The sequence below is a fragment of the Ampullimonas aquatilis genome (assembly GCF_049675895.1).
Classification (GTDB): domain Bacteria; phylum Pseudomonadota; class Gammaproteobacteria; order Burkholderiales; family Burkholderiaceae_D; genus Ampullimonas; species Ampullimonas aquatilis.
Genome location: NZ_CP183834.1, coordinates 2,922,478 through 2,948,301 on the forward strand (window position 1 = coordinate 2,922,478; position 25,824 = coordinate 2,948,301).

Genomic DNA, 25,824 nt, shown 5'->3' on the forward strand with positions numbered 1-25,824 from the left:
GAGCCTGGTGCCATAGTCCTTCAAGGCTTAAGACTGACACGCGGCTCGGCATAACGGGTATAACGATCGGGCTGAATGATTTGGGTTGGCACGGGTACTGGTCGGCCATAGCCATAACGACGCACATAGACACTGGGCGGGCCATCATAAATCGGCCCACTGATTTTGTCTGGATTGCAACTGGCATCGGCATAGCTGCGGCAATATTCTGCTGTTGGCACACTCAAGCCTGGTGTATAGCCGGGATAAGCACCGGTATAACCACGATAACCAGAACTGACGTAATACGGAAAATGACTGCGACCTTGCTGCATGAGCCGATCTCGCTCCATGGTTTGCACCAGTCTTTTTTGGGCAATCACATAGTCGGGCACCGTAGAACCAGCACTGGAAGGCGTTTGCGTCGAGAAATTATCAATGTATGGCGACTCAACATCAACCATCTGTGTTTTTCGCGCATCAACAGTGGGCTGATCGCCATAATGTACCCTACCATTGGCATCCTGCCAGCGATAAACCGCCGACTGGGCAACAACACTGGTTGGCAGGTACAGGCTCAATAGCCAGAGCAATCCTGCCCATTGTTTGCAATCACGCATCAATGATCCTGATCCAGTAAACCTACACACAAAATAATCACCACAATAGTGCCCTGTTTTTTCACCAGTGACTGGATGGGAACATCGCGCTTGTCTGGTGTCAATGCTGCAGTGTCACTCAAGGTGTTGGACACTTCATCATCGGCATGCGAAAACAATTGCATCTGCGCACCCATCAATTCACAGAGTTCCTTGCAAATGAGTAAACCCAAACCGCCATTGGCACTCAATACCGCTTCATCATCCAACTTGGGCTGGATGGGTACCGCACGTTGCCGGTTGCTGATTAGAATGTTATAGGCATGAAAAAGTTCAGTCTGTTGCGCCTGGCTAATTCCAGGGCCACTGTCCTCCACCATGATACGCAACCATTGATAGGCCGATAAAGGTGCCATACTGTTGTCAGTGGCAGCCATCACATTGTTTTTTTGATGAGTCAACATTGCTTTCTGTAAAGCCTCAATTGGCTGTGCCAGTGCTGCTTCATCAGAATTTGAATCAAGCTGGTCAATACTGAAGCGGACAAAACCAGTCTGCGTAAAATGTGTTGCGTTGGATAATAAATTGGTCAGCAGTTGCCGTACCCTGACGGCATCCATCATCACACGATCATGCAAATTGGGCGAAACTGAAAAATTGAATGACAGACCTTTGAGTCGAGCCACGACATCGTATTCATCGGCCAAGGCAAAAAACAGTTCTTGCAGGCTGCCAGGTTTGAGATTTAAAGTGACTTTGCCCGACTCAATTCGTGAATAATCAAGTACATTGCCCAGCATCTGTTGCAAGGCCCGCACTGATGTTCTGAGCGAATCGGTCAATCGTGCCGGCTCACCATGTGGTTGATGATTATCAATATGTCGTTTAAGCAACTCCAGGGTATCGCGCATACTCGTTACTGCAGCGTTGACATGATGTGAAATGGTACGAATATATTGTGCGCGATAACTTGACTGGGCAGTTGCCAGATCGCGTTCATTGACAACGATCTGTTCCACCTGTTGACGACGCTTCACTTCGCGCGATAAGCGTTTATTCCAGAATAAGCTGATCAGCAAGACCAGCAACATGCCAACAACAACTGGCACAATCACGCTGCCCACTTTTCGCCATGACAAACCCGACTCATAAGTGGCCATCATCCATTTTTGTCGCATGGCAGCATGATCTGCACTACTGAATGAGTCCATAGCCTTATTGAGAATCTGAGCCAGCATGGGATGATCCTTGGCTGTAGCAAAGTACAGATCACTAGGCGCCGAGCGGACAATCTCGGCCACTTGCACCTGGCCCAGATATTTCTGACGAATCAGATTGTCCACCACATCCATATTGCCAATGGTGGCTTGCGTCTGATGATCGACCACACTTTGCATGCAAGTCGCCATATCGTCCATTTCAACGACTTCAATTGCCGGAAAGCGCCGCCTGATTTCTTCCAGATAAAAATGGTCACGTAACACGGCCAATTTTTTACCAGCCAGATCACCCAACTCAAAGACCGGTGCACTGCGTGGGTGTGTCACAATTACCGTGGGCGAGCTGTAATAAGGTCCTGAAAAATTCATGACATGCTCGCGCTCGGCAGAACGTGCGGCAGCGATCAAGATATGCACTTCGCCACGTTGCAGTTTTTGTAAAACCTGCGACCAGGTATCTCCGATCAGTTTTGAGGTTGGCAAGCCAAGACGATTTTCAATTTGCTTTAAATAATCAAATGCCATGCCTTGCGGATTCTGATCGATTGCCATGGCACTAAATGGCGCAAAAGCATTGTCATATCCGACAGTCAAGCTACCGATGCTTTTAAGATAGGCCTGCTCCTCATCGGTCAGTCGAATTTTGTTATTGGCTTGTTGCAAAAAATGAAAATAGGGCTGCCACTGAGATTCGATTTGTTGTCGTTCTTCCTGAGTCATCGAACTGATGACACGATCCATCAAACTCACGAGTTGTGGCCAGTCTTTGCGCACAGCAAAGCCAAGACGACTACTGGGCAAACTGAAAGTCGCGGCCAGCTCCAGATTGGAGATCATGAATTTTTCAATCTGGTAATGCGCCGTCACAAACAGGCCCGCATACACTTCGGCTTCACCACTTGCTACTGCGCGTAAAGCCTTTTCAGTCGTGTCATAGTTTTTGATTTTAATACTGGGAAAAAGCTCGCGCAGATAATCACCTGCCGCATATCCGCTTTCGATGGCAAAGGTTTTACCCACATAGTCTTCCAGCTGCGACTGGGGACTGGCAACCGTTTGGCCACGCGGCACAATGAGGGCCATGTCTGCCTGGATGAAGGGCTGAGTGAAAGTCAGATAGCTGGTTCTGGCAGATGTCTGTGCGGCTGCCACGACCATATCAGCATTATGGTCGCGTACGCTATTGAGGGAGTCCTCAAAGCTGTCTTGAACCCCTACCTTAAACTGTACATTGAGGCGTTTGGCAATTAATGAAAGATAGTCCATGGCAATGCCTTGGGCCAACTCCGCATGCTCATTTGTTGGACTAAATAGGGGTGGATAACCGCTACGATTGGCGGCGATTCGAATCACCGGATGCGCTGCCAAAAATTGCCGATCATCCTCATTGAGTACCAATTCAGGAACAATATTGCCACCGGGGATGACAGCCGGACTCAGCGAAATATGGGGATGGTGCAAGGGATTGGAATTAGTCACCACCTCGGCATGCGCCTGTGCCAGAATCACGCACAGGAACAGAATCACTGAAATCAAGCGAAGACAAAGGCTCATTGAAATAACCAAGATAGTTGGAGTTGGAAGGCAAAACAATGAACAACGTGAGTATTCGCTGATATCTGCTTTGATTTACCAGCAGACTTCAACTCTATCAGGCTGCCCCGATGATGAAATTTTGTTATATTCGATCATGTTACATTGTATTAAAAAGCCTCACGGGATTTTTAATGAATACTATTCATATCAAAAGGCATGCATGGGCAATCGGCTAACAAAAATCGTCACGCGTACCGGTGATGACGGGACGACAGGACTGGGAAATGGCCAACGAGTGCGCAAAGACGCGTTGCGAATCCAAGCATTGGGCGATGTTGATGAACTGAACTCGTATTTGGGTCTACTACTTTGCGAGGCTTTACCGGTGGCGGTGCAGCTCATTTTGGTGCAGATACAGCATGAACTGTTTGATCTGGGTGCCGAATTATCGATTCCAGACTACCGCAAATTGCAAGACTCACAGGTTGCTGCATTGGACGATGCCATCAATTTATTCAATGAACAATTGCCAGCGTTAAAGGAATTCATTTTGCCGGGCGGCTGCCGTGCTGCAGCGCTGGCGCATGTTGCACGTACCATCTGCCGCCGCGCCGAGCGACTGGTCGTTGCCTTGGCAGAAGTGGAACCGGTCAGCGAGCCAGCCCGGCTTTATTTGAACCGGCTGTCTGACCTGTTGTTTGTGATGGCGCGTTATCTCAATCAGGCTTTAGGTGACGGCGATGTACTTTGGCAAAATAAAAATACCCCCTAACTGTATTTTTTAAAGACCAATAAATACGCACTTGAGCAACAATAAATTAATGATACTCCATTAATTCATACATTAATCATCATCCCCACTGAGTACACCACCCAATAAACCACCGGCTGCCAGTCCAGGCAGACTACTAAAAATCCCGCCTTCTTCACGACCACCACTACCCGTTTGCGGTGCGGCTGCAAAAATCCGTGAAGCCAACCGTGAAAATGGCAAAGACTGCAATATGACCGTGCCTGGTCCGGTCAAGGAAGCGAGAAAGAGTCCTTCACCACCAAACAAGGCCGTTTTAACCTTGCCAACATATTGCACATCAAACGTGACCGTCGGTTCATAAGCCACCAGACAACCGGTATCCACCCGCAAGTTTTCGCCGGGTGCCAATACGCGCTGATGCATGGTGCCACCAGCATGAATAAAGGCCATGCCATCACCAGTCAGTTTTTCCATGATGAAACCTTCACCACCAAAAAATCCTGCCGACAATTTGCGTTGAAAGGCAATGCCTAATTGCACGCCACGGGCAGCACACAAAAAAGCGTCCTTCTGACAGATAAAGGTGCCGCCGATTTTGCTCAAATCGACCGGGATAATTTTGCCTGGATAAGGTGCCGCAAATGCCAATTTGCGCTTGACGGTGGCCTGGTTGGAATAAATGGTCGTAAACAACGACTCACCGGTCAGCAAGCGTTTGCCTGCACCGAGCAACTTGCCCATAAAGCCTGATTGAGTGGCCGAACCATCACCAAACACGGCGTCCATCTCAATCCCGGCCTCCATATACATCAAGCTGCCAGCCTCACCCACCATGGCTTCACCAGGGTCGAGCTCAACCTCAACATATTGCATTTCTGCACCGTGAATGACGTAATCGATGACATCCATCGCCATGAGTTTGCTCCTTGATAAAAGAAAATGGCACTCAACTGAGTGCCATTTTTAACAGATTCAGATGACAAAAGCTTGCGCATCTACTCCTGTATTTGCAACAGACTGATTAAACGTCCGCCTCTTCCTTTTCAGGTTGAGAAGGTGGGGAAGATTCGCCCTCCGCAAAACTGAGCACGATTTCTTCCTTGTCATCCAGATCCACCGTGACCTTACCGCCACTGACCAATTTGCCAAACAACAGCTCATCAGCCAATGCCTTGCGAATCATGTCTTGAATCAGACGTGACATGGGTCGTGCGCCCATCATTGGATCAAAACCTTTCTTGGCCAGGAAGGAGCGCAGTTTTTCGGTGAAGATCGCATCCACACGTTTTTCATGCAACTGTTCTTCAAGCTGCATGAGGAACTTGTCAACCACCCGCAAGATGATTTCCTCATCCAGCGAACGGAAGTTAATGATCGCATCCAGACGGTTACGGAACTCAGGCGTGAACATGCGTTTGATATCGCCCATTTCGTCACCCTGCTCGCGCTGGGTGGTAAAGCCAATGGTCGATTTTTGCATGGTTTCTGCACCCGCATTGGTCGTCATGATAATGATCACATTGCGGAAATCCGCTTTACGGCCATTATTGTCAGTCAACGTGCCATGATCCATCACCTGCAGCAGAATATTGAACACATCAGGATGCGCTTTTTCAATTTCATCCAGCAACAAGACGCAATGCGGTTTTTTGGTGATGGCTTCAGTCAGCAAGCCACCCTGATCAAAGCCCACATAACCGGGAGGTGCGCCAATCAGGCGCGACACCGCATGACGCTCCATGTATTCCGACATGTCAAAACGCAACAGCTCAATCCCCATGATGAAGGCAAGCTGCTTGGCCACTTCGGTCTTGCCAACACCGGTTGGGCCAGAAAACAGGAAAGCACCAATCGGCTTGTCAGTTTTACCCAAGCCAGCACGTGCCATTTTGACTGCCGCAGCAAGCGCTTCAATGGCGGCATCCTGACCAAAGACCACGTTTTTCAAATCACGGTCAATCGTTTGCAACTTGCTGCGATCATCCACAGAAACACTCTGTGGTGGGATTCGCGCAATCTTGGCGATGATGTCTTCAATCTCACTCTTGCCAATGGTTTTCTTTTGCTTGGATTTAGGCAAAATGCGCTGAGCAGCACCGGCTTCGTCAATCACGTCAATGGCCTTGTCAGGCAAATGACGATCATTGATGAACTTGGCTGACAACTCAGCGGCGGCTGTCAAAGCACTGGCTGAATACTTGATCCCATGATGTTCTTCAAAACGTGATTTCAAACCACGTAGGATTTGTATGGTTTGATCCACTGTCGGTTCTGCGACATCAATCTTTTGGAAACGACGAGCCAGCGCGTGATCTTTTTCAAACACACCACGATACTCAGTAAAGGTGGTCGCACCAATACATTTGAGCTGACCACTCGACAACGCAGGCTTGAGCAGGTTGGACGCATCCAACGTACCACCGGAGGCCGAACCCGCGCCAATCAATGTATGAATCTCATCAATAAACAAAACGCCATGCTGATGATCTTTGAGCGCCTTCAAAACGGCTTTCAGTCGCTGCTCAAAATCACCACGGTATTTGGTACCAGCCAGTAATGCACCCATATCGAGTGAATACACTGTTGCATTGGCTAAAATTTCCGGCACGTCACCTTGAGTAATACGCCATGCCAAACCTTCGGCAATCGCCGTTTTACCAACACCAGCCTCACCCACCAGCAACGGATTGTTTTTTCGACGACGACACAAGACCTGGATCACGCGCTCAACTTCGGCTTCACGACCAATCAATGGATCGATTTTGCCGTCCTTGGCCATCTGGTTCAGATTCTGGGTAAATTGCTCCAGCGCACCTTCTTTTTCGGCCTTTTCGGCATCACTTTCGGTCGCTGCTTCGGCAGTTTTGGCCGACTCGGTCTGCTGGGTCTTGGTAATACCATGAGAGATATAGTTGACGACATCCAGACGCGTTACACCTTGCTGATGCAAGTAGTAAACCGCATGGGAGTCTTTCTCACCAAAGATGGCAACCAGCACATTGGCACCGGTCACTTCTTTTTTACCATTGGAAGAAGACTGCACATGCATGATGGCGCGCTGAATCACCCGCTGGAAACCTAAAGTGGGTTGGGTATCAATCTCGCCAGTACCTGGTACCGTGGGTGTATTGTCAGCAATGTAGTGCTGTAAAGATTTTCTCAAATCTTCAATATTGACCGCACAGGCACGCATGACTTCTGCGGCCGAGGGGTTATCGAGAAGTGCGAGAAGCAAATGCTCGACCGTAATGAACTCATGCCGAGCCTGTCTGGCCTCGACAAAAGCCATATGTAAACTGACTTCCAATTCCTGAGCAATCATGCTTCCTCCATTACGCATTGCAGCGGATGACCCGACTGACGCGCGTGCGTTGTAACTAACTCCACCTTCGTTGCGGCGATATCCTTCGGATAAACACCACAAACACCTTTGCCTTCACGGTGTACCTGCAGCATGATCTGAGTAGCAGTCTCACGATCCTTGCTGAAATAGGCTTGAATGACCGCCACGACAAACTCCATGGGCGTGTAGTCGTCATTCAACAGCATCACCTCAAAAAGAGGTGGTGGTTTAACTTTGAGTTCCTGCTCTTCAAGAACAGGAGTGGAATCATTTTCATGGCTGGTGGCCATAGGCGGTTTCAAAAAAATTCAGAAAGTTAATAATAACTGGATACCATCATACTCGCTCATATGAAGCAATAAAATGGGATTAGAGCGTGAAGTTCTACCCACTCTTTCATATGCCATACCATATGGACAAGATAGTGACGCTTTACTTCATTTCAAGCACTTCCTGTGCCAAAACATCTAAGATCTGATTAATTCAGCCAGGCAATTGGCTTAAACGATGCGATAAATTGAATCCTTAGACACCTATTTAAGGCGTATTAGTGGATTTTTCAAGAAAGAAATCGCCTTATTAAAAACTTGAAAACTTTTGATTCATCCGTGTTTTCACTAATAAAAAGCACTTGACTAAAAAAGCGGTTCAGCAAACAATGCCCAACAAGTATCCATGTCTTGTACAAGGACTTTATTTTATTTGTCTGACATGATGCGAGTTAAGGATTACGTCAGATTTGATTGACGTTTTTTGTATTTTTTTAGAAAGACAGTTTTATGGCAACAGGTACAGTTAAATGGTTTAATGACTCCAAAGGATACGGCTTCATTACACCAGACGAAGGTGGCGAAGATCTTTTCGCACATTTCTCAGCAATTCAGATGGGTGGTTTCAAAACCCTGAAAGAAGGCCAGAAGGTTAACTTTGAGATCACTCAAGGTCCTAAAGGCAAACAGGCATCAAATATCACCGGCGCTTAAGACTGGTTTTATATATCGGAGCAAGTATTTCATAAACAAAAACCCCGCAATGCGGGGTTTTTGTTTATCCATCATATAAGAACCAGACGAATCACTTCGTCCGGTTTTAAATCACATGTGGTCAATCATCACTTGCCCAAAACCGGAGCAAGATACTTGAGTCGCCCCTTCCAGCAGTCGCGCAAAGTCATAAGTGACTTTCTTGGATAAAATCGATTTTTCCATCGAGCTGATGATCAAATCAGCAGCTTCAGTCCAACCCATGTGCCGCAACATCATTTCAGCAGACAGAATTTCTGAACCAGGATTAACGTAATCCTTCCCAGCGTATTTTGGCGCAGTTCCGTGAGTCGCTTCAAACATGGCGATGGAATCCGACAAATTGGCTCCTGGTGCAATACCAATACCACCAACTTGGGCAGCCAGCGCATCAGACACATAGTCACCATTCAAATTCAGGGTAGCAATGACACTGTACTCTGCTGGACGTAACAGAATTTGCTGCAAGAAAGCATCCGCAATGGAATCCTTGATGATAATTTCCTTACCAGTTTTTGGATTGGCAAATTTGCACCATGGACCACCATCAATCAGTTGCGCACCAAACTCTTTTTGCGCCAAGGCATAGGCCCAATCACGGAAGCCACCTTCGGTGAACTTCATGATATTACCTTTATGAACAATCGTAACGGATGGTTTGTCGTTGTCGATCGCATATTGAATGGCCTTGCGAACCAGACGCTCAGTACCTTCACGTGATACTGGTTTGATACCAATGCCAGACGTATTGGGGAAACGAATTTTTTTCACACCGAGTTTGTTGGTTAGAAAAGCGATCAGTTCTTTTGCCTTATCTGATTCTGCTTCAAATTCGATACCGGCATAAATGTCTTCCGAGTTTTCACGGAAAATCACCATATTGGTTTTTTCAGGTTCTTTCACTGGAGAAGGCACACCCTTAAAATACTGGATTGGACGCAAACAGACATACAAATCCAGCTCTTGGCGCAAAGCAACGTTCAATGAACGGATGCCACCACCAACCGGTGTTGTCAGAGGGCCCTTGATGGAAACCACGTAATCCTTGAGTACTTTCAGCGTTTCTTCTGGCAGCCAGACATCTGGGCCATAAATCTTGGTGGATTTTTCGCCTGCATAAATTTCCATCCAAGCAATTTTTTTCTTGCCAGCATAAGCTTTAGCAACTGCTGCATCGACAACCTTGATCATCACGGGTGTGATGTCCATCCCGGTACCATCACCTTCAATGTAAGGAATAATTGGGTTGTCTGGAACATTCAATGAGAAATCAGCATTGACTGTAATTTTCTCGCCTGAAGGAGGCACCTTGATATGTTGATACATTTCCATCTCCATGGATAAGCGTTGATGAAGGCAAGCCGTCCGACACTGTAAGTCGTGCTCTACAGATATGGCTTGATTGTAAACCGGCTACCAAGCAATATCAGGGGTATTTTCCTGTAGAAACTAACAGTATTCATGTCGTTGACACACAGTTGCCTAAGGCTAAGTCTTATATAAGACACAAGACTTAGCCTTCCATATTATGCATTAAGATTTCACAATAAGCCAGCAAAGCAATGACAATCCTCGCTCTCAACAAACCCTTTCAGATGATGAGTCAATTCTCTGAACACTCAACCCGTGCCACTTTGGCCAATGTGATTACTCAGCCCAATGTCTATCCAGCCGGACGTCTGGACGCTGATAGCGAGGGTTTGTTGATTTTAAGCGACATGGCAGAAATCATCACCGCCGTCAGTTCTGCCAAGAAAAAACTGCCCAAAACCTATTGGGCACAAGTTGAAGGTGAAATCGATTCGAATACGCTGAAAACTTTATGCAAAGGAGTGGATTTGGGTGATTTTGTAAGCCGACCTTGTCAAGCCACGCTACTGGATACGAAACAGGTTGAAGAGCAACTATGGCAACGAACACCACCCATTCGGGTACGAACCAGCATCCCAACCAGTTGGCTAGCAGTGGTTCTGACCGAAGGGAAAAATCGTCAGGTACGGCGCATGACAGCAAAAATCGGCTTTCCGACGCTACGTCTGGTGAGAGTCCAAATTGGCATACTGAATCTTTTTGATCTTAATCTGAATCCAGGCGAATCATGCCCGATCAGCGCAGCCATGCTGGGTCTAAAATAGTCGTCAAAAGTATGACTGCAGCTGAACCGGTTTATTTATACGCGTTCGAACCCCGCTTCTATCAACCCATGTCAACATGACCCAACTATGAAGGATGCCAGCATACTGGCCTAGAACAATGCTCAAAAAAATCATTTGCACCGTATTGACCGGATTCACTCTCAGCCTGGCGGCGCAAGCCCAAACCGTCATGCCAACCGAATTACCAACTAAACAATTAAATGTCGGGATCCATTTGATTCAGGCAGAAGTTGCTCAAACCTATGCACAACGTGCCAAGGGACTGATGTTTCGTGAAACGATGGGCAGCAACCAAGGTATGGTGTTTGTTTTTGACAAGAAAGAAGCTTCTTGCATGTGGATGAAAAACACGCTGATCCCTTTATCAGTGGCTTTTTTGGATGATGATGGCACGATCCTGAATATTGAAGATATGCAGCCACAAACCGAAACTAACCACTGCGCACGCGCGCCAATGCGTTACGCGCTGGAAATGAATCTGGGTTGGTTTAAAAACAAGGGAATCAAATCAGGCAGCAAGATTGCGGGTTTGCCTGCCTATCAGTAGAAATAAAAACGCGCTGTCGTTGCAAACAACAACAGCGCGTCAGTGATAAGCTGGAACGGACGTATTAATGACGGCCGTAAGTATCCTGAAAACGCACGATATCGTCTTCGCCCAGATAACTACCGGACTGCACTTCAATCAGCTCAAGCGGTACTTTACCGGGGTTTTCCAGACGATGTTTTTCGCCCAGCGGAATGTATGTCGACTGGTTTTCACTGAGTAACTGCACTTTTTCGCCACAGGTCACTTGTGCCGTACCAGTCACAACAATCCAATGCTCGGCACGGTGATGATGCATCTGCAATGACAAACAGGCACCTGGATTGACCACAATACGTTTGACCTGGAAGCGCTCGCCATTGTCGATGGAGTCGTAATAGCCCCATGGACGATAAACCTTGCGATGCAATTTGCCCTCGCCGCGGCCAGAACCTTTGAGTGCTTCGACCAGTTTCTTGACGTCTTGTGTACGCGATTTATCTGCCACCATGACCGCATCGGGTGTTTCAACCACCACAATATTGGTCAACCCGACCGTCGCCACCAATCGGGACGTGCTGTACACCAGGCTGTCCCTGGTATCGTGCAACAGCGTATCGCCGCGTGCGGCATTGCCGTTCTCATCTTTGGGTGCGACATCCCAAAGCGCATCCCAGGCACCAACATCAGACCAGCCAGCGATCATGGGCACGACAAACAAGTCGATATCGGGGCCATCCGTCTGAGTAATCTTTTCCAATACGGCGTAATCAATCGAGTCTGATGGGCAAGCCAGAAACGTGGCTTTATCGACACGGTAAAAGTCGGCATCTTTCTGGCCCTGAGCGTGTGCCTTTTCACAGGTGCTGGCAATATCGGGACGAGTAACCTTGATAGCCGCCAGCCAAACCGAGGCACGCATCATGAAAATACCGCTATTCCAGGAATAAGCGCCGCTGGCCAGATAGGATTCGGCCGTTTTGAGATCGGGTTTTTCAACAAAACGCTCAACCAACTGTGCACCCTGCTGACCAGCCTCAACCGATTTGATATAGCCGTAACCGGTTTCGGGCCGAGTCGGCACAATGCCAAAAGTCACGATCCCGCCATCCGCCACAATGGGTAATGCCGACTCAATCGTTTTACGAAATGCGGCTTCGTCGGTAATCACATGATCCGCAGGCATGACCAGCATGGCGGGATCATCTTGCATAACAGCAGACAAAGCCGCCAGGGTCAACGCCGGTGCAGTATTTCTGCCCGCTGGCTCCAGGATAATTTGCTGTGCCGGCTGACGGCTCTGGCGCAGTTGTTCTGCTGTAATGAAACGGTATTCTTCGTTACAAACAATCAACGGTGGCAACAACTCGGTCTGAATACCTTTCAGACGCGCCACGGTTGCCTGCAACATGGACTGCTCACCCACCAAGGGCAAAAGCTGCTTGGGATAAGTCTCACGAGAAAGTGGCCAAAGACGGGTACCGGACCCACCGGACAAAACAACAGGAAGTAGCTTCATGGAATGCGGTTTCTAATTCAGGCTTGAAAGAATCGATAGTATCGAACAATTATGAAAATTGGCACATGGAATTACTGCTCAATAACGCAGGCTTGTTGATTTTGCGACAACGATTCGTCACGGATCTTGCAGGCAAAGTCACAAAACCAGTCATGATAGCAAGCAACAAAAATATACTGGCTCCGTGTATTTTTAAAGCATGTTTAAATAAGCACTTTAGCACCGTATATTTAAATATACTCCATCAAAAATGATCAATGAGCGGCTTTTTCCCAATATTACAAAGTCTTTTGCCAAAACAAAGCCGTGCCTGCAGCGTCATCCAACTGATACGCCTGAAAACCAAAATGGCGATACAACTGTTGCGCGGCCTGGTTGCCTGACAACACTTCCAGCGTCAATTTGCAGCAATCCAACTGACGCGCCGCGACCTCCACAGCGGCTAATAGCTGCCTGGCAATCCCCTGCCCGCGATAGGCCGGATGTACGGCGATATCATGAATATTTAGTAATTCACGACCACGAAAAGTGGAAAAACCGCGAAAGGCGTTGACCAGTCCAACCGGTTCCCCGCCAATCCATGCCAACCAGCTCATCGCCGTAGGAAATGCAGCAAGCTGGGCTGGCAAAGTCTGTTTGACCGATTCAGCCAGTGGCGCATGCCCGCCCATTGGATCTTGCGCATACATCTCCAGCAAACTAATCAGGGCTTGCGCATGCAGTGGATTTTGGTAATCAACTCGCTGAATCAGAACCGACATAGAGTGTAAGGTGTTGACTATGAATGAAAAAACCCCCGACCAGCGGGGGTTTGGCTTGGCTGATCAAAAAATATGATCAGGCCAGATTTTTAGCAGCAAAATCCCAGTTGACCAGCGCCCAGAATGCTTCCAGATATTTTGGACGAGCATTGCGGTAGTCGATGTAATAAGCGTGCTCCCAAACATCGGCAGTCAGCAAAGGCTTGTCGGCACCTGTCAAAGGTGTGGCGGCATTGCTGGTGTTAACGATGTCGAGTGAACCATCGGCTTTTTTCACGAGCCAGGTCCAACCAGAACCAAAGTTACCAATGGCCGATTTGGTAAAGGCTTCTTTGAAGGCATCAAAAGAACCCCATTTGGCATTGATGGCATCAGCCAGCGCGCCAGTTGGCGCACTGCCACCTTTTGGTGACAGGCTATGCCAGTAGAAAGTGTGGTTCCAAACCTGGGCAGCATTGTTGAAAATGCCACCGGATGATTTTTTAACGATATCTTCCAATGACGCTGTTTCAAACTCAGTACCTGGCACCAGGTTGTTGAGGTTGGTCACATAGGTCTGATGATGCTTGCCATAGTGAAATTCGAGTGTTTCTTTGGAAATATGCGGTGCCAACGCATCCAGTTCATAAGGCAATGCGGGTAATGTATGTGCCATGTTGATTCCTATTATGTGTGTTGATGGGGCAAAGCTGACCAGATATTCATTTTTCGTATTTGCCGATTCTAGGGCAGATGCTGCGACTGCGCAAAGACTGGTTTGGAAGACCCTTATATTTTCTCGGCATTAAGCCAATGCTGATTGACAAGACAATTTAACTACTTTGATCGCCGCCCAATTCCGGCTGAATTGCACCAGTGGTAATACTGACCTGCCCTTTGGCAAGCCGAATCGCCAGCACGCCGCCCGCTTTAATATCAGCAGGTTTACGCACCACGCGACCATCTGGCAATTGCACAATAGCATAGCCACGTTCCAGCGTTTTTTGCGGATTTAATAACGCCAGTTTGGCCGATAGTTCAGACAATTGCGCCTGCTGCCTTTGCAAATTGCGCTGCATCTGCTGACGTAATTGATTAGTCTGCAGCACAACCTGTTGCCTGACCGGTGCCAGATTGGGCCGGCTGCGTTGATAGCGATGACTCAATCGCTGCCAACGTAGCACTGCATCAGCCAGTCGGGCACGCTGCAACTGCTGTAGGCGATGCCCCCATTGCAGGATTTGCCGGCGCTGTTCAGCCACGCGCGCCGACGGTGGTTGCAGGCGTCGCGTTGCGGCATCTAATCGCTGCATCCGTTGTTGCAGGCTGCGCATCATCCACAATGACAAAGCCCGTTGTTCGCGCTGCACTGCGGCCAGTAAGGTATCGCGCGCAGGAGTGGCCAATTCAGCCGCCGCTGTGGGGGTAGGTGCCCGTAAATCGGCCACAAAATCGGCAATCGTGAAGTCGGTTTCATGCCCCACCCCGGCAATCACCGGAATCTGGCTCGCCACCAAGGCACGGGCCACGACTTCCTCATTAAACGACCATAAGTCTTCAATACTGCCACCACCACGACACACCAACAACACGTCCACCTCAGCACGTGTATTGGCAATCTGAATTGCCTTGGCGATTTTGTCGGCCGCATCGGCACCTTGCACCGGCGCTGGATAAATGATCAAAGGAATATGGGGTGCGCGTCTGGCCAAGGCGGTCAAAATATCGCGCAATGCGGCCGCTTGTAAGGAGGTGACAATCCCGATCGCCTTCGGAAAACGCGGTATGGGACGTTTACGTTCAGGCTCGAATAATCCCTCAGCTTCCAATTTAGCTTTCAGTTTAAGAAAAGCTTCGTACAAATTGCCCAAACCGGCCCGCCGCATGCCTTCGACGCTAAGTTGATAATCACCCCGCGCCTCATATAAAGTCACTGTGGCGCGCACTTCCACCCTGTCACCTTCTTTGGGTTGAAAATCAACATGCTGAGCGCGCCCGCGAAACATCACACCGCGCACCTGCGCGCCGCTATCTTTGAGTGAGAAATACCAATGACCACTCGCCGCGCGTGTAAAGTTGGAGATTTCGCCGCTGATCCACATCAGGGGAAAATGATTTTCCAGCAAGCGTGCCGCCTGACGATTCAGGTCGGAAACGCTGATGATCGTTTCATGACTGGACATGGAAAAACTGATTGAGAAATTCGGTAGCAGCAATACTAAACCGATTGAGCACACTTGCAATGATCTCTGAAAAAATCATTGCCATCTTGAACATGACCAGTGAAATTCAATAGCGCTTGGTCAGCGTCATAGCGTCACCACTACGCTGCATATCCATCCGATTGAGAAAGCTCATACCCAATAGCACGATAGGCTGACTGGCCTCCGACACCGAGGCTTCCACCTGATAAAGCTTGATCGGTCCAACTTTGACGCTATCCAACATGACACGATAAACCCGTACTGGGCCATTGGCAGTCATGCTGTAACCCACTGGCGCTTTTTTCAGGTTCACACCCAGGCGCACGGCATCACCCATGCCCATATAAATCATGGAGGCACCGGTATCCACCAAAAATGTGACGGTACCACCATTGATTTGCCCCTGGGTCATGAAATGGCCATTACTGCCAGCACTCAATGTGACACTTTGCTTGCCGCCAGCAGCTTCATCCTTATCATCAGTAGTTGAAGATGGACTCGCTGCCATGGTCTTGATGGCCGCACTACCCACTTGCAGGGTTTGACGCTTGCCGCCAGACTCAATGACTGCGGTATTGTCGGCAACGGCAACCAGCTTGGCATTACCGATCATTTCACCAATCGCATAGGTTTTAGGATTGGCACCATCGACTACCAACACCGCCTTGTTGGGGAAGACCCCCACTAATGCAATATCAGCGGCCCATGCAGACGAAGTCAAGAAAATCGCCCCCACCAATCCTGCCAAACAATGCCGCAACATAAGGTTAGTCTCGAAAGTTATTGAATGCGAGCGGCGCTTCACTCACATCTTTTTTCAATAAGGCCATGACTGCTTGCAAGTCGTCACGTTTGGCACCCGTGACGCGCACCGCATCACCCTGAATACTGGCTTGCACTTTCAACTTGCTGTCTTTAATCAGCTTGACGATTTTTTTGGCCAGATCACCCGACACACCATGTTTGATGGTGATGACTTGTTTGAGCTTGTCGCCCCCGATTTTCTCAATCTTGCCGTAGTCCAGAAAACGGACATCAACATTACGCTTGGCCATTTTGTTGAGCAATACTTCTTTCACTTGCCCGAGTTTGAAATCATCATCGGCATAGGCGGTCAGTTCGCGTTCTTTTTGTTCAACACGGGCGTCGGAGCCCTTGAAATCAAATCGCGTGGAAATTTCCTTGTTGGCCTGTTCGAGGCCATTTTTCACTTCAATCATATTGGCTTCAGATACAACGTCAAATGATGGCATGCGATCCTCCTAATAAAATGCTGAAGGGATTGTAGATGATGCCAGCAATCTCAAACCACTGTCACAGACAGATTTGCCAGCAGAATGCCTAGCATTTCTTATAATTGCGGCATGACTTTATTTTCCAGCCCACATGACGCGCCCGATGAACTGATTATTCAGCGCGATATTTCTCTCAAGCCCTTCAATACTTTTGGCCTGGATGCCACGGCCCAGTACTTTGTGTCGATCGTCGATGAGCGCCAGTTTGACCAGCTCTTCTATCACCCATTATTCAATAGCGAACCGCATCTGGTACTGGGTGGCGGCAGCAATATTGTGCTCACTCGTGACTTTGCAGGCATGGTGGTGCATATCGCGCACCAAGGTATCAATGTACTCGATGAAGATGAAACCCATGTGTTGGTGGCCGCCGCCGCCGGTGAAGTCTGGCATGATTTTGTACGCACCTGCCTGGAACGTGGCTGGTATGGTCTGGAAAATCTGGCCTTGATTCCCGGCACCGTGGGGGCCGCGCCAATTCAAAATATTGGTGCTTATGGCGTTGAAGTCGAAAGCACCTTTGACTGCCTGATTGCCTTTGATACGGCCACCGGCTGTTATGTGCATCTGACCCATGAACAATGTCATTTTGGTTATCGCGACAGCATTTTCAAGCGTGAGGCCCATGACCGTTACGTGATTCTGGAAGTGGCATTCAAGCTCTCTAAAATACCCAATATCAAAACCACCTATGCCGATGTCGAACGAGAATTGACCGAACAAAAGATTAGCCAACCGACACCCAAAGATGTGTTTAATGCGGTTTGTGCCGTTCGTCAGCGCAAATTGCCTGACCCGACCGTGATGGGAAACGCGGGTAGTTTTTTTAAAAATCCGGTGGTCAGTTATGAGCAATACCGGGAAATCGGCACATTGCATCCGGGCATTGTGCATTACCCACAAAAAGATGGCACGGTCAAACTCGCTGCCGCCTGGATGATTGATCGATGTGGCTGGAAAGGCCAAAGCCTGGGCCAGGCCGGGGTCCATGCCAATCAGGCATTGGTGCTGGTCAATCGCGGCGATGCACGCGGTGAAGAAGTGTTGGCACTGGCCAATGCGATTATGACCAGTGTTAAAAATCGCTTTGGTGTCTTGCTGACACCGGAACCTGAGATTCTTTAAGCTATTGATGGAATGACTGACTGAAGTTACGGCTGGCAATCGCCAGCCGCTTGATCAAGCAAAATGACAAACGTAGTCCAGCAGTTCCAGGGTTTCAATCTCAAAACTACTATTGCCCGGCACAGAAAATTGCTGACCACCTTTGTAAGTTTGCCAGTCGCTCTCACCCTTGATGCGAATTCGGCATTTGCCACCATTCAACTCCATGATTTCTGGCGCACCAGTATTAAAAACCAATGCACTGGGAAAAATTACACCCACTGTTTTTTTGCTGCCGTCAGCAAACACCACCGTGTGGGAAATGCATTTTCCATCAAAATAAACATTGGCCTTTTTAACAACAGAAACATTATCAAATTGGGCAGTGGCAGTCTGGGTCATGATTAGAATCCAATAAGCGTGAAAAAATCAGCATTATTTCAGGCCGCAGGGAACTTGGCTACATTACAATCCTTTCGACTTTACATTTATTCAACTTTCACGACATCAATAAACCCAATTGGGGAGGCCACATGAAAATCAAATCCGTCCTGTCTACCGTATTGATGACCAGCCTCTTGGCTGGTTGCAATTCCACCATGCCAATCAAACTTGGCGATGAAGGTGCAAAAACCACTGCTACAGGTTCTGCTGGTGGTGCAACGGCGACCGGAGAAAACAAACAGTTGGAAAAATGCGATAAAACTCTGGGCACCCTGGCTTTGCAAGAAGACGTCAATCAACCTTGGTATTACCAGCTGACACACGATTACCGTTTGCCATCGACAACCAAAATTCTGCGTTTGTTGATTCAACAATCCAACTGCTTTGTCGTGGTCGAGCGTGGCAAAGCGATGGCCAATATGCAAATGGAACGTGCTTTGATGGAATCCGGTGAAGCACGTGGCAATAGCAATATGGGTAAAGGCCAAATGGTGGCAGCCGATTACACGATGGAACCCTCCATTACCTTCAACAACAATGATGCTGGCGGCGTCAAAGCTGGCCTGGCCAGCTTTGGTGGTGTATTGGGTGCCGTTGCAGGTGTGGCTGGCAGTCTGAAATTCAAAGAAGCATCGACCATGCTGACCATGATCGACAACCGCTCTGGCGTACAGCTGGCCATTGCCGAAGGTAGTGCCAGCAAAACCGACTTCAGCCTCTTTGGCGGCCTGTTTGGTGGTTCTGGTGCGGCTGGTTTAGGTGGCTACACCAACACGGCTGAAGGTAAAGTAATTGCCGGTGCCTTTACCGATGCCTATAACAATATTGTTAAAGCCGTGAAAAACTACAAGGCACAAACTGTTGAAGGTGGTCTGGGCGCTGGCGGTACATTGGGCGTGTCAGGTGGATCAACACCTGCCTCCCAAAAAGTAGATCAAGCCAACAGCAAGAAGAAAAAATAAGCCAGCCACCTTATCTGACCGGACACGACAGCCGGTTGGATTGACCAGCAAAAAAGCCACTCAATTGAGTGGCTTTTTTATTGATACTACCAGGCAGTACCAGCTTATTCATAGAGCAATAAGCTGCTCAAGTGCATAAAATAAAGGTTGTGGGGCGACATTAAAATACCCCCCACCCAATATGCATTTACACCCAATCAGCCACGCTTGTTTTTAGCATTGGCAGCAATGCGCATCCGCAAGGCATTCAGTTTGATGAAGCCACCCGCGTCAGCCTGGTTGTAGGCACCACCATCATCGTCAAAGGTTGCAATGGTCTGATCAAATAACGTGTCCTTGGAATCACGCGCCACCACAATCACATTGCCTTTGTAGAGTTTGAGGCGCACCCAGCCATTCACATTGGTTTGGGTATGATCAATCAGCACCTGCAATGCACGTCGCTCGGGGCTCCACCAGTAACCGTTATAAATCAGGCTGGCGTAGCGTGGCATCAGATCATCTTTCAGATGCGCCACTTCGCGATCCAGGGTAATCGACTCAATGGCTCGGTGTGCCTTGAGAATGATGGTGCCGCCCGGAGTTTCATAGCAGCCCCGTGACTTCATGCCAACATAACGATTTTCCACCAGATCAAGGCGGCCAATCCCATGCTTGCCGCCCAGCTCATTGAGCTTGGTCAGCACTTCGGCAGGTGACATGCGCTGGCCATTCAGTCCGACGATGTCGCCTTTTTCAAACTCAACATCAAGATACTCAGCGGCATCAGGCGCAGCCTCGGGGCTCACCGTCCAGCGCCACATGGATTCTTCAGCCTCGGCAGCCGGGTTTTCCAGATGACGGCCTTCAAAACTGATATGCAGCAAGTTGGCATCCATGGAGTAAGGCGCGCCACCCTGCTTGTGTTTCATATCAATGGGAATGCCGGCCTTTTCGGCGTAGGCCAAGAGTTTTTCGCGAGACAAGAGATCCCACTCGCGCCATGGCGCAATCACCTTGATGCCAGGGCGCAAGGCGTAGTAGCCCAACTCAAAGCGCACCTGATCATTACCTTTACCGGTAGCGCCATGAGAAACCGCTTCAGCACCAACCTGGTTGGCAATCTCGATCTGACGCTTGGCAATCAGTGGCCGAGCGATCGAGGTACCCAACAGATATTCGCCTTCATAAATGGCATTACTGCGAAACATGGGAAACACAAAGTCGCGCACGAACTCTTCACGCAAATCATCAATGAAAATATTTTCTGGTTTGATACCCAGCTGAACCGCTTTTTTACGTGCTGGCTCCAGCTCTTCGCCCTGACCAATATCAGCAGTAAACGTCACCACTTCGGCCGAGTAATTATCTTGCAACCACTTGAGAATCACCGAAGTATCCAGACCACCCGAATAAGCCAGTACTACTTTTTTAAAATCGCTCATAGTTCAATCAATCAAAACAAGAATTAAAGTTTGCCCAACAATAGATATTCCATCAGCGCTTTTTGGACATGCAAGCGGTTTTCCGCTTCATCCCAAACCACGGACTGTGGCCCATCCATCACTTCAGCCGCTACTTCTTCACCACGATGCGCTGGCAGGCAATGCATGAACAAGGCGTCCGGTTTGGCCGCTGCCATCATTTCTGCCGATACCATCCAATCCGCAAAAGCCTTGAGACGAGCATCGTTTTCAGCCTCGTAGCCCATGCTGGTCCAGACATCGGTCGTAATAAGATCAACACCTGCACAGGCATCCAGAGGCTTGTCAAATTCGGTCATGACAGCCTTTTCTTGAGCCGAAATCAGCGCATGATCAACCTGATAACCACGCGGTGTGGAGACATGCACCTTGAACCCAAAAATGGCACCTGCCTGCAACCAGGTGTAGAGCATATTATTGGCATCACCGATCCAGGCGATTGTTTTACCGGTGATATCACCACGATGCTCAATCAGCGTGAAGATATCGGCAAATACTTGGCAAGGATGATATTCATTGGTCAGGCCATTGATGACTGGCACCCTGGAGTGCGCGGCAAAACGCTCAATAATGTCCTGACCAAAAGTGCGAATCATGATGATGTCGCACATCCGCGAAATCACTTGCGCTGCATCTTCTACCGGCTCGCCACGCCCCAATTGCGTATCACGGGTATTGAGATAAATCGCCGAACCACCCAGTTGATGCATCCCCGCTTCAAACGAGAGTCGAGTACGGGTTGAGTGCTTTTCAAAAATCATCGCCAGTGTGCGATCATGCAGCGGATGATAAGTCTCGTATTGCTTGAAGCGCCGCTTGATGAGTAGCGTGCGTTCAATCAGATAGCGATATTCATCAAGGTTGAGATCCTTGAATTGCAGATAATGTTTGAGCGTCATATTGAAATCGGAGACAGGATTGCAGCCTGACCTTCCTCATTGACCGAGAAATTGTCGAATAATCGGAACCAGCGTGTCAATCAGCAAATCAGCTTGTGTCTGGGTGAAGATCAACGGTGGCAACAGCCGAATCACACTATCGGCAGTGACATTGAGCAAAACCCCCTGTTCACGCGCCAAGGCCACAATTTCGGCACAGGGCTTGATCAGCTCAATACCAATCATCAAGCCTTTACCACGAATTTCCAGCACGCCCGGTACATCAGCCAACTCTGCCTTGAAACGCGAGAAAAAGTGTTCACCCAGATCCGCTGCATGCTGCAACAGACCATCTTGCTCAATCACAGCAATGGTCTCAAGCGCGGCGCGCATAGCCAGTTGATTACCGCCAAATGTGCCGCCATGATTACCGGGCTTGAAGGTTTCAGCCGCAACACCACGCGCCAGAATGGCACCAATCGGCACGCCCGAACCCAGGCCTTTGGCCAATGGCATGACATCGGGCAAAATGCCAGCCCATTGATGGGCAAACCATTTACCAGTGCGTCCCATACCGCACTGCACTTCATCAATCATCAGCAACCAACCATGTTCATCACACAGTTTGCGAACTTCACGCAAATAATCAGTGCGTAGCGTGTTGATGCCACCCTCACCCTGAATCGCCTCGACAAATACCGCAACAACATTGGGATTGGTTTTCGCTACTCGCTCAATTGCAGTAGCATCATTAAACGGTACGCGCACAAAACCCGGCACCAAAGGCTCAAAACCTTTTTGAACTTTGACGTTACCCGTTGCAGATAAAGTAGCCAATGAGCGTCCGTGAAAGGCTTTTTCGTAAACCACAATTTCGGGCAAGGCAATACCTTTATTGTGGCCATAAAGACGCGCGAGCTTAATAGCCGCTTCATTGGCTTCCAGACCAGAATTGCAAAAGAAGGCGCGCTCCATGCCCGACAAGGCCGCCAATTTTGCCGCGAGTTGCTCTTGCATTGGCATGCTGTACAAGTTGGAGGTATGAATCAACTTGCCGATTTGATCCGTCAAAGCTGCCACTAGCCCTGGATGATTGTGCCCCAAAGTGTTAACCGCAATACCGGACAAGGCATCCAGATAGCGTCGCCCCGCCGAATCCCATAACCAAGCGCCTTCACCATGCGTAAAGGCGACGAGTTGCCTGATGTAAGTCGTCATCAGATGTGGTTCAAAAGGCAATTGAGCGGCAGACATTCATACTCCGGCACAGAAAAAGTGCATATAAAAACAATATGGCGGCCGTCCATCAGCCGCCATCATCACTATCACCTTGGATTTTAAGGGATTAAGACCATTAATGCGAACGATTTCACAATTTTGACCAGTCGGTGAAACACCCAAAAAAATCTTGCAACGCACAAACCACATTGCAAAAAATTATTTTACTTTATGAATAGCCAAGACAGTTTTACAATCGGACACTGCCCGATTTGTGCAAGTGCAGTCACATGACTGAACCGGCAGCACCTGGGGAACCAACTCCAATAAACTCAGGGACGTCTTTTTTATGACAACCACCAGAAAAGAATTTCTTATTCAGGGGATCACCGCCGATGGCAAAACCTTTCGCCCCAGCGATTGGGCCGAGCGGCTTTGCGGTGTGATGTCACAATTTCGACCAGAAGATGCCGACCCACATCACCACCTGAGTTACTCGCCACTCGTGCGCCCCACCTTGGTTGGCGGCGTAAAGGGGGTGATTGTCGATGAGAAATTACGCGATATTGAACCCATGGCGCTAAGCTTCGTACTCAGTTTCGCCAAAGATAACGGCCTGCAAGTCAGTGAAATTTGCTCTTTACCTGACGCGCCACCGAAAAACTGAAATAACAGACCGTCCAGCACGCCTCAAAAAAGTGCACGCTTTAAAAACGCATCCTCAGACGACAAAAAGCGGCACATCTTTACAGATATACCGCTCTAGCACTTCCCGGATCAATCCGGAAAAAACACTCAATTAGGCTGACAGTGCCTTGATGGCTGCTGACAAACGACTCTTGTCGCGTGACACCTTATTTTTGTGCACGATTTTTTTATCAGCAATACGATCAATGATACTGACCGATTTTTGGAAAACTTCGTTAGCTACGGCTTTGTCACCAGCAGCAATTGCTTTGCGCACCGCTTTGATGGCGGTACGCAATGAAGAATGGAGGCTAGAATTGTGCAAATTTTGTTTTACCGCTTGGCGGGCACGTTTTCTGGCTTGTACTGTATTGGCCATGGATTTTCCTTGGAGGTGACGTATCGCCTGTCTGTCAGAGCAATCCCGTCAAATGCTAAAAATTATTCGAAGCCCATCATTCTATATCCTAAATAGGCAAATAGCAAGCCATACGATATCGGCATGAAATAATGCAAACGCCGCCTTAGAACTGGGACTTTGCTCGAATCCAGCACATATAATTCTTGTATGAATTTACTCAAAGCCCTCTTTACTGTTTCTTCCCTTACCTTACTGTCTCGTATTACCGGGTTAATCCGAGAAACACTCATCGCCCGCACTTTTGGCGCCAGCGCGATGACTGACGCGTTTAACGTCGCATTTCGCATCCCCAACTTATTGCGAAGACTGTTCGCAGAAGGCGCATTTTCTCAAGCTTTCGTGCCCATTTTAGGTGAATACCGCGGCCGCCAAGGCGAAGCCGCAACCAAGGAACTGGTTGACTCAGTAGCCACCGTAATGGTCTGGATTCTGTTTGGTGTGTCGTTGCTGGGCGTACTATCGTCAGGCATTGTCGTAACCGTTATCGCAACGGGATTTCGTAAAGATCCTCAGGCCTTTGATGCTGCGGTATTCATGACGCGGGTGATGTTTCCGTACATAGGTTTTATTTCACTGGTAGCCCTGGCTTCCGGCATTTTAAATACCTGGCGCCAATTTGCGATTCCAGCCATCACCCCGGTATTACTCAATCTCTCATTCATCTTCGGTGCCATTTTTGTGGCGCCATACATGAGCACACCGATCTATGGTTTGGCTTTTGCAGTCATGGTGGGCGGCATGATTCAACTTGCCATCCAAATACCGGCACTCGCTCATATTGGCATGTTGCCGCGAATTCACTGGAACGTTTTGGCAGCCTTGGCCGCACCGGGCGTATCGAGAATCGTCAAACAAATGGGACCCGCTGTCTTGGCGGTTTCCGCTGCACAACTGTCCTTGATTATCAACACCAATATTGCTTCACGACTGCAATCCGGTAGTGTCTCATGGCTCACCTTTGGTGATCGTTTAATGGAATTTCCGACCGGTATGTTGGGTGTGGCACTTGGTACCATCCTCTTACCCAGCCTGACCAAGGCTCATGCAGATCAGCAACCCCAAGAATATGCGCGCTTATTGGACTGGGGATTACGCCTCAGTTTTCTGCTCGCATTACCAGCTGCAGTTGGACTAGCCACATTTGGCATACCCATGACCACAGCTCTATTTCATTACGGAAAGTTCTCGGCCAATGATGTTGAACAGACGCATTTGGCGCTAACCGCCTATGCCGTGGGCTTGCTTGGGCTCATTCTCATCAAGATTCTGGCACCCGGCTTTTATGCCCGACAAAATATCAAAACCCCCGTCAAGATTGCGCTTTGCGTACTGCTGACAACACAACTTCTCAATTTACTTTTTGTCCCAATCTTTGCACATGCCGGCCTGGCCTTGTCGATCAGTATTGCGGCATTATTGAATGCCGGCCTGCTGTTTCGCGGCCTTTATACCCGCGGCATCTATCGCCCTTCCGCTGGCTGGCATTTGTTTTTCTGGCAGTTGCTTGGCGGCAATCTGATGCTGGCCGCCACGCTGTCAATCTGTTCTAGCCAATTTGACTGGATTGCCCTGCAAAGCACGCCCATGATGCGCCTCTTGTTACTTTTTGCATGCGGCATTGGCGGACTAGGGATTTATTTTTTGAGTTTGATGGTGATGGGTTTGAAATTATCTTTTTTTCGTCGTAAGGTGAATTGAAACTCGGTTCATCATTCAATATCGTTAGGCACGGATCATGCGAATTGAATCCTTGT

The 25,824-nt window shown here is 48.7% G+C and carries 25 protein-coding genes; 8 read left to right on the forward strand and 17 right to left on the reverse strand.

Annotated elements, in window-relative coordinates:
* Window positions 1-20 precede the first annotated feature (20 nt).
* Together ACMYR3_RS13635 and ACMYR3_RS13640 are read right to left on the reverse strand one after the other, a co-directional pair.
* The gene (locus tag ACMYR3_RS13635) at window positions 21-599 is read right to left on the reverse strand and encodes a DUF4124 domain-containing protein (RefSeq protein WP_424192482.1); all 579 of its coding nucleotides are present in this window, start codon (window positions 597-599) and stop codon (window positions 21-23) included.
* On the reverse strand, window positions 599-3,352 hold the full coding sequence (locus ACMYR3_RS13640) for a transporter substrate-binding domain-containing protein (RefSeq protein ID WP_424192483.1): 2,754 nt from the start codon (window positions 3,350-3,352) through the stop codon (window positions 599-601). Before ACMYR3_RS13640 ends, ACMYR3_RS13635 begins: the two co-directional genes overlap by 1 nt.
* Window positions 3,353-3,554: 202 nt before the next feature.
* On the opposite strand from ACMYR3_RS13640, the gene ACMYR3_RS13645 reads away from it, so the two are divergent.
* Window positions 3,555-4,106, forward strand: coding sequence for a cob(I)yrinic acid a,c-diamide adenosyltransferase (locus tag ACMYR3_RS13645; protein ID WP_424192484.1), 552 nt, complete (start codon window positions 3,555-3,557; stop codon window positions 4,104-4,106).
* 72 nt (window positions 4,107-4,178) lie between these two features.
* On the opposite strand, the gene ACMYR3_RS13650 is transcribed toward ACMYR3_RS13645, so the two are convergent.
* The 3 genes from ACMYR3_RS13650 to clpS all read right to left on the reverse strand — a co-directional run bounded on the left by ACMYR3_RS13650 (window position 4,179) and on the right by clpS (window position 7,721).
* Window positions 4,179-5,003, reverse strand: a complete 825-nt coding sequence (locus ACMYR3_RS13650; RefSeq protein ID WP_424192485.1) for a TIGR00266 family protein — start codon at window positions 5,001-5,003, stop codon at window positions 4,179-4,181.
* A 106-nt stretch (window positions 5,004-5,109) separates the two neighbouring features.
* Window positions 5,110-7,410 (reverse strand): ATP-dependent Clp protease ATP-binding subunit ClpA, encoded by a 2,301-nt coding sequence (clpA, locus tag ACMYR3_RS13655; RefSeq protein ID WP_424192486.1) that lies wholly within the window; start codon window positions 7,408-7,410, stop codon window positions 5,110-5,112.
* Window positions 7,407-7,721 (reverse strand): ATP-dependent Clp protease adapter ClpS, encoded by a 315-nt coding sequence (clpS, locus tag ACMYR3_RS13660; protein ID WP_424192487.1) that lies wholly within the window; start codon window positions 7,719-7,721, stop codon window positions 7,407-7,409. Before clpS ends, clpA begins: the two co-directional genes overlap by 4 nt.
* A 489-nt stretch (window positions 7,722-8,210) precedes the next feature.
* Between clpS and ACMYR3_RS13665 the strand changes: the two genes are divergently transcribed.
* A complete protein-coding gene (locus ACMYR3_RS13665) occupies window positions 8,211-8,414 on the forward strand; it encodes a cold-shock protein (RefSeq protein ID WP_424192488.1) in 204 nt (67 codons plus the stop codon).
* 111 nt (window positions 8,415-8,525) lie between these two features.
* On the opposite strand, the gene icd is transcribed toward ACMYR3_RS13665, so the two are convergent.
* Window positions 8,526-9,779, reverse strand: coding sequence for an NADP-dependent isocitrate dehydrogenase (gene icd, locus ACMYR3_RS13670; RefSeq protein ID WP_424192489.1), 1,254 nt, complete (start codon window positions 9,777-9,779; stop codon window positions 8,526-8,528).
* A 236-nt stretch (window positions 9,780-10,015) separates the two neighbouring features.
* On the opposite strand from icd, the gene ACMYR3_RS13675 reads away from it, so the two are divergent.
* Both ACMYR3_RS13675 and ACMYR3_RS13680 read left to right on the forward strand, forming a co-directional pair.
* The gene (locus ACMYR3_RS13675) at window positions 10,016-10,588 is read left to right on the forward strand and encodes a pseudouridine synthase (RefSeq protein ID WP_424192490.1); all 573 of its coding nucleotides are present in this window, start codon (window positions 10,016-10,018) and stop codon (window positions 10,586-10,588) included.
* Window positions 10,589-10,706: 118 nt separating this feature from the next.
* The gene (locus tag ACMYR3_RS13680) at window positions 10,707-11,156 is read left to right on the forward strand and encodes a DUF192 domain-containing protein (protein ID WP_424192491.1); all 450 of its coding nucleotides are present in this window, start codon (window positions 10,707-10,709) and stop codon (window positions 11,154-11,156) included.
* Window positions 11,157-11,220: 64 nt separating this feature from the next.
* On the opposite strand, the gene ACMYR3_RS13685 is transcribed toward ACMYR3_RS13680, so the two are convergent.
* The 6 genes from ACMYR3_RS13685 to ACMYR3_RS13710 form a co-directional block, all read right to left on the reverse strand.
* Window positions 11,221-12,654: a mannose-1-phosphate guanylyltransferase/mannose-6-phosphate isomerase gene (locus ACMYR3_RS13685; RefSeq protein ID WP_424192492.1), complete on the reverse strand. Its 1,434-nt coding sequence runs from the start codon at window positions 12,652-12,654 to the stop codon at window positions 11,221-11,223.
* 278 nt (window positions 12,655-12,932) lie between these two features.
* Entirely contained in the window at window positions 12,933-13,415 is a 483-nt protein-coding gene (locus tag ACMYR3_RS13690) for a GNAT family N-acetyltransferase (RefSeq protein WP_424192493.1), read from the reverse strand.
* A gap of 76 nt (window positions 13,416-13,491) precedes the next feature.
* Window positions 13,492-14,070 carry a superoxide dismutase [Fe] gene (gene sodB / locus ACMYR3_RS13695; protein WP_424192494.1) on the reverse strand — a complete coding sequence of 193 codons (579 nt, stop codon included), beginning with the start codon at window positions 14,068-14,070 and terminating at the stop codon, window positions 13,492-13,494.
* Window positions 14,071-14,227: 157 nt separating this feature from the next.
* Window positions 14,228-15,577, reverse strand: coding sequence for an exodeoxyribonuclease VII large subunit (xseA, locus tag ACMYR3_RS13700; RefSeq protein ID WP_424192495.1), 1,350 nt, complete (start codon window positions 15,575-15,577; stop codon window positions 14,228-14,230).
* A 106-nt stretch (window positions 15,578-15,683) separates the two neighbouring features.
* Window positions 15,684-16,319 carry a TIGR02281 family clan AA aspartic protease gene (locus ACMYR3_RS13705; protein ID WP_424192496.1) on the reverse strand — a complete coding sequence of 212 codons (636 nt, stop codon included), beginning with the start codon at window positions 16,317-16,319 and terminating at the stop codon, window positions 15,684-15,686.
* A gap of 46 nt (window positions 16,320-16,365) precedes the next feature.
* The gene (locus ACMYR3_RS13710; RefSeq protein WP_424192497.1) at window positions 16,366-16,851 is read right to left on the reverse strand and encodes a YajQ family cyclic di-GMP-binding protein; all 486 of its coding nucleotides are present in this window, start codon (window positions 16,849-16,851) and stop codon (window positions 16,366-16,368) included.
* A 111-nt stretch (window positions 16,852-16,962) separates the two neighbouring features.
* Here ACMYR3_RS13710 and murB point away from each other — a divergent pair, with 111 nt between their 5' ends.
* Window positions 16,963-18,018: a UDP-N-acetylmuramate dehydrogenase gene (gene murB, locus ACMYR3_RS13715; protein WP_424192498.1), complete on the forward strand. Its 1,056-nt coding sequence runs from the start codon at window positions 16,963-16,965 to the stop codon at window positions 18,016-18,018.
* Window positions 18,019-18,072: 54 nt separating this feature from the next.
* Here the strand turns inward: murB and ACMYR3_RS13720 are convergent, their stop codons facing one another.
* On the reverse strand, window positions 18,073-18,399 hold the full coding sequence (locus ACMYR3_RS13720) for a pyrimidine/purine nucleoside phosphorylase (RefSeq protein ID WP_424192499.1): 327 nt from the start codon (window positions 18,397-18,399) through the stop codon (window positions 18,073-18,075).
* A 131-nt stretch (window positions 18,400-18,530) separates the two neighbouring features.
* Here ACMYR3_RS13720 and ACMYR3_RS13725 point away from each other — a divergent pair, with 131 nt between their 5' ends.
* Window positions 18,531-19,403, forward strand: coding sequence for a CsgG/HfaB family protein (locus ACMYR3_RS13725; protein ID WP_424192500.1), 873 nt, complete (start codon window positions 18,531-18,533; stop codon window positions 19,401-19,403).
* A 197-nt stretch (window positions 19,404-19,600) separates the two neighbouring features.
* Here the strand turns inward: ACMYR3_RS13725 and ACMYR3_RS13730 are convergent, their stop codons facing one another.
* Genes ACMYR3_RS13730 through ACMYR3_RS13740 form a run of 3 tightly spaced genes read right to left on the reverse strand, consistent with a single transcriptional unit; the run spans window position 19,601 to window position 22,998 of the window.
* Window positions 19,601-20,827 carry an argininosuccinate synthase gene (locus ACMYR3_RS13730; RefSeq protein WP_424192501.1) on the reverse strand — a complete coding sequence of 409 codons (1,227 nt, stop codon included), beginning with the start codon at window positions 20,825-20,827 and terminating at the stop codon, window positions 19,601-19,603.
* Window positions 20,828-20,850: 23 nt separating this feature from the next.
* Window positions 20,851-21,765, reverse strand: coding sequence for an ornithine carbamoyltransferase (gene argF, locus ACMYR3_RS13735; RefSeq protein ID WP_424192502.1), 915 nt, complete (start codon window positions 21,763-21,765; stop codon window positions 20,851-20,853).
* A gap of 36 nt (window positions 21,766-21,801) precedes the next feature.
* Complete coding sequence (locus tag ACMYR3_RS13740; RefSeq protein ID WP_424192503.1) at window positions 21,802-22,998, reverse strand: aspartate aminotransferase family protein; 1,197 nt, start codon at window positions 22,996-22,998, stop codon at window positions 21,802-21,804.
* Window positions 22,999-23,311: 313 nt separating this feature from the next.
* Here ACMYR3_RS13740 and ACMYR3_RS13745 point away from each other — a divergent pair, with 313 nt between their 5' ends.
* The gene (locus ACMYR3_RS13745; protein WP_424192504.1) at window positions 23,312-23,629 is read left to right on the forward strand and encodes a DUF3579 domain-containing protein; all 318 of its coding nucleotides are present in this window, start codon (window positions 23,312-23,314) and stop codon (window positions 23,627-23,629) included.
* A gap of 132 nt (window positions 23,630-23,761) precedes the next feature.
* Here the strand turns inward: ACMYR3_RS13745 and rpsT are convergent, their stop codons facing one another.
* Entirely contained in the window at window positions 23,762-24,028 is a 267-nt protein-coding gene (rpsT, locus tag ACMYR3_RS13750; protein WP_424192505.1) for a 30S ribosomal protein S20, read from the reverse strand.
* Window positions 24,029-24,217: 189 nt separating this feature from the next.
* Between rpsT and murJ the strand changes: the two genes are divergently transcribed.
* Window positions 24,218-25,768, forward strand: coding sequence for a murein biosynthesis integral membrane protein MurJ (murJ, locus tag ACMYR3_RS13755; RefSeq protein WP_424192506.1), 1,551 nt, complete (start codon window positions 24,218-24,220; stop codon window positions 25,766-25,768).
* Window positions 25,769-25,824 lie beyond the last annotated feature (56 nt).

Bases quoted from the DNA above. Each gene is read 5' to 3' on its own strand.
- ACMYR3_RS13635 (WP_424192482.1), bottom strand. From the start codon at position 599: ATGCGTGATTGCAAACAATGGGCAGGATTGCTCTGGCTATTGAGCCTG.
- ACMYR3_RS13640 (WP_424192483.1), bottom strand. From the start codon at position 3,352: ATGAGCCTTTGTCTTCGCTTGATTTCAGTGATTCTGTTCCTGTGCGTG.
- ACMYR3_RS13645 (WP_424192484.1), top strand. From the start codon at position 3,555: ATGGGCAATCGGCTAACAAAAATCGTCACGCGTACCGGTGATGACGGG.
- ACMYR3_RS13650 (WP_424192485.1), bottom strand. From the start codon at position 5,003: ATGGCGATGGATGTCATCGATTACGTCATTCACGGTGCAGAAATGCAA.
- clpA (WP_424192486.1), bottom strand. From the start codon at position 7,410: ATGATTGCTCAGGAATTGGAAGTCAGTTTACATATGGCTTTTGTCGAG.
- clpS (WP_424192487.1), bottom strand. From the start codon at position 7,721: ATGGCCACCAGCCATGAAAATGATTCCACTCCTGTTCTTGAAGAGCAG.
- ACMYR3_RS13665 (WP_424192488.1), top strand. From the start codon at position 8,211: ATGGCAACAGGTACAGTTAAATGGTTTAATGACTCCAAAGGATACGGC.
- icd (WP_424192489.1), bottom strand. From the start codon at position 9,779: ATGTATCAACATATCAAGGTGCCTCCTTCAGGCGAGAAAATTACAGTC.
- ACMYR3_RS13675 (WP_424192490.1), top strand. From the start codon at position 10,016: ATGACAATCCTCGCTCTCAACAAACCCTTTCAGATGATGAGTCAATTC.
- ACMYR3_RS13680 (WP_424192491.1), top strand. From the start codon at position 10,707: ATGCTCAAAAAAATCATTTGCACCGTATTGACCGGATTCACTCTCAGC.
- ACMYR3_RS13685 (WP_424192492.1), bottom strand. From the start codon at position 12,654: ATGAAGCTACTTCCTGTTGTTTTGTCCGGTGGGTCCGGTACCCGTCTT.
- ACMYR3_RS13690 (WP_424192493.1), bottom strand. From the start codon at position 13,415: ATGTCGGTTCTGATTCAGCGAGTTGATTACCAAAATCCACTGCATGCG.
- sodB (WP_424192494.1), bottom strand. From the start codon at position 14,070: ATGGCACATACATTACCCGCATTGCCTTATGAACTGGATGCGTTGGCA.
- xseA (WP_424192495.1), bottom strand. From the start codon at position 15,577: ATGTCCAGTCATGAAACGATCATCAGCGTTTCCGACCTGAATCGTCAG.
- ACMYR3_RS13710 (WP_424192497.1), bottom strand. From the start codon at position 16,851: ATGCCATCATTTGACGTTGTATCTGAAGCCAATATGATTGAAGTGAAA.
- murB (WP_424192498.1), top strand. From the start codon at position 16,963: ATGACTTTATTTTCCAGCCCACATGACGCGCCCGATGAACTGATTATT.
- ACMYR3_RS13720 (WP_424192499.1), bottom strand. From the start codon at position 18,399: ATGACCCAGACTGCCACTGCCCAATTTGATAATGTTTCTGTTGTTAAA.
- ACMYR3_RS13725 (WP_424192500.1), top strand. From the start codon at position 18,531: ATGAAAATCAAATCCGTCCTGTCTACCGTATTGATGACCAGCCTCTTG.
- ACMYR3_RS13730 (WP_424192501.1), bottom strand. From the start codon at position 20,827: ATGAGCGATTTTAAAAAAGTAGTACTGGCTTATTCGGGTGGTCTGGAT.
- argF (WP_424192502.1), bottom strand. From the start codon at position 21,765: ATGACGCTCAAACATTATCTGCAATTCAAGGATCTCAACCTTGATGAA.
- ACMYR3_RS13740 (WP_424192503.1), bottom strand. From the start codon at position 22,998: ATGTCTGCCGCTCAATTGCCTTTTGAACCACATCTGATGACGACTTAC.
- ACMYR3_RS13745 (WP_424192504.1), top strand. From the start codon at position 23,312: ATGACAACCACCAGAAAAGAATTTCTTATTCAGGGGATCACCGCCGAT.
- rpsT (WP_424192505.1), bottom strand. From the start codon at position 24,028: ATGGCCAATACAGTACAAGCCAGAAAACGTGCCCGCCAAGCGGTAAAA.
- murJ (WP_424192506.1), top strand. From the start codon at position 24,218: ATGAATTTACTCAAAGCCCTCTTTACTGTTTCTTCCCTTACCTTACTG.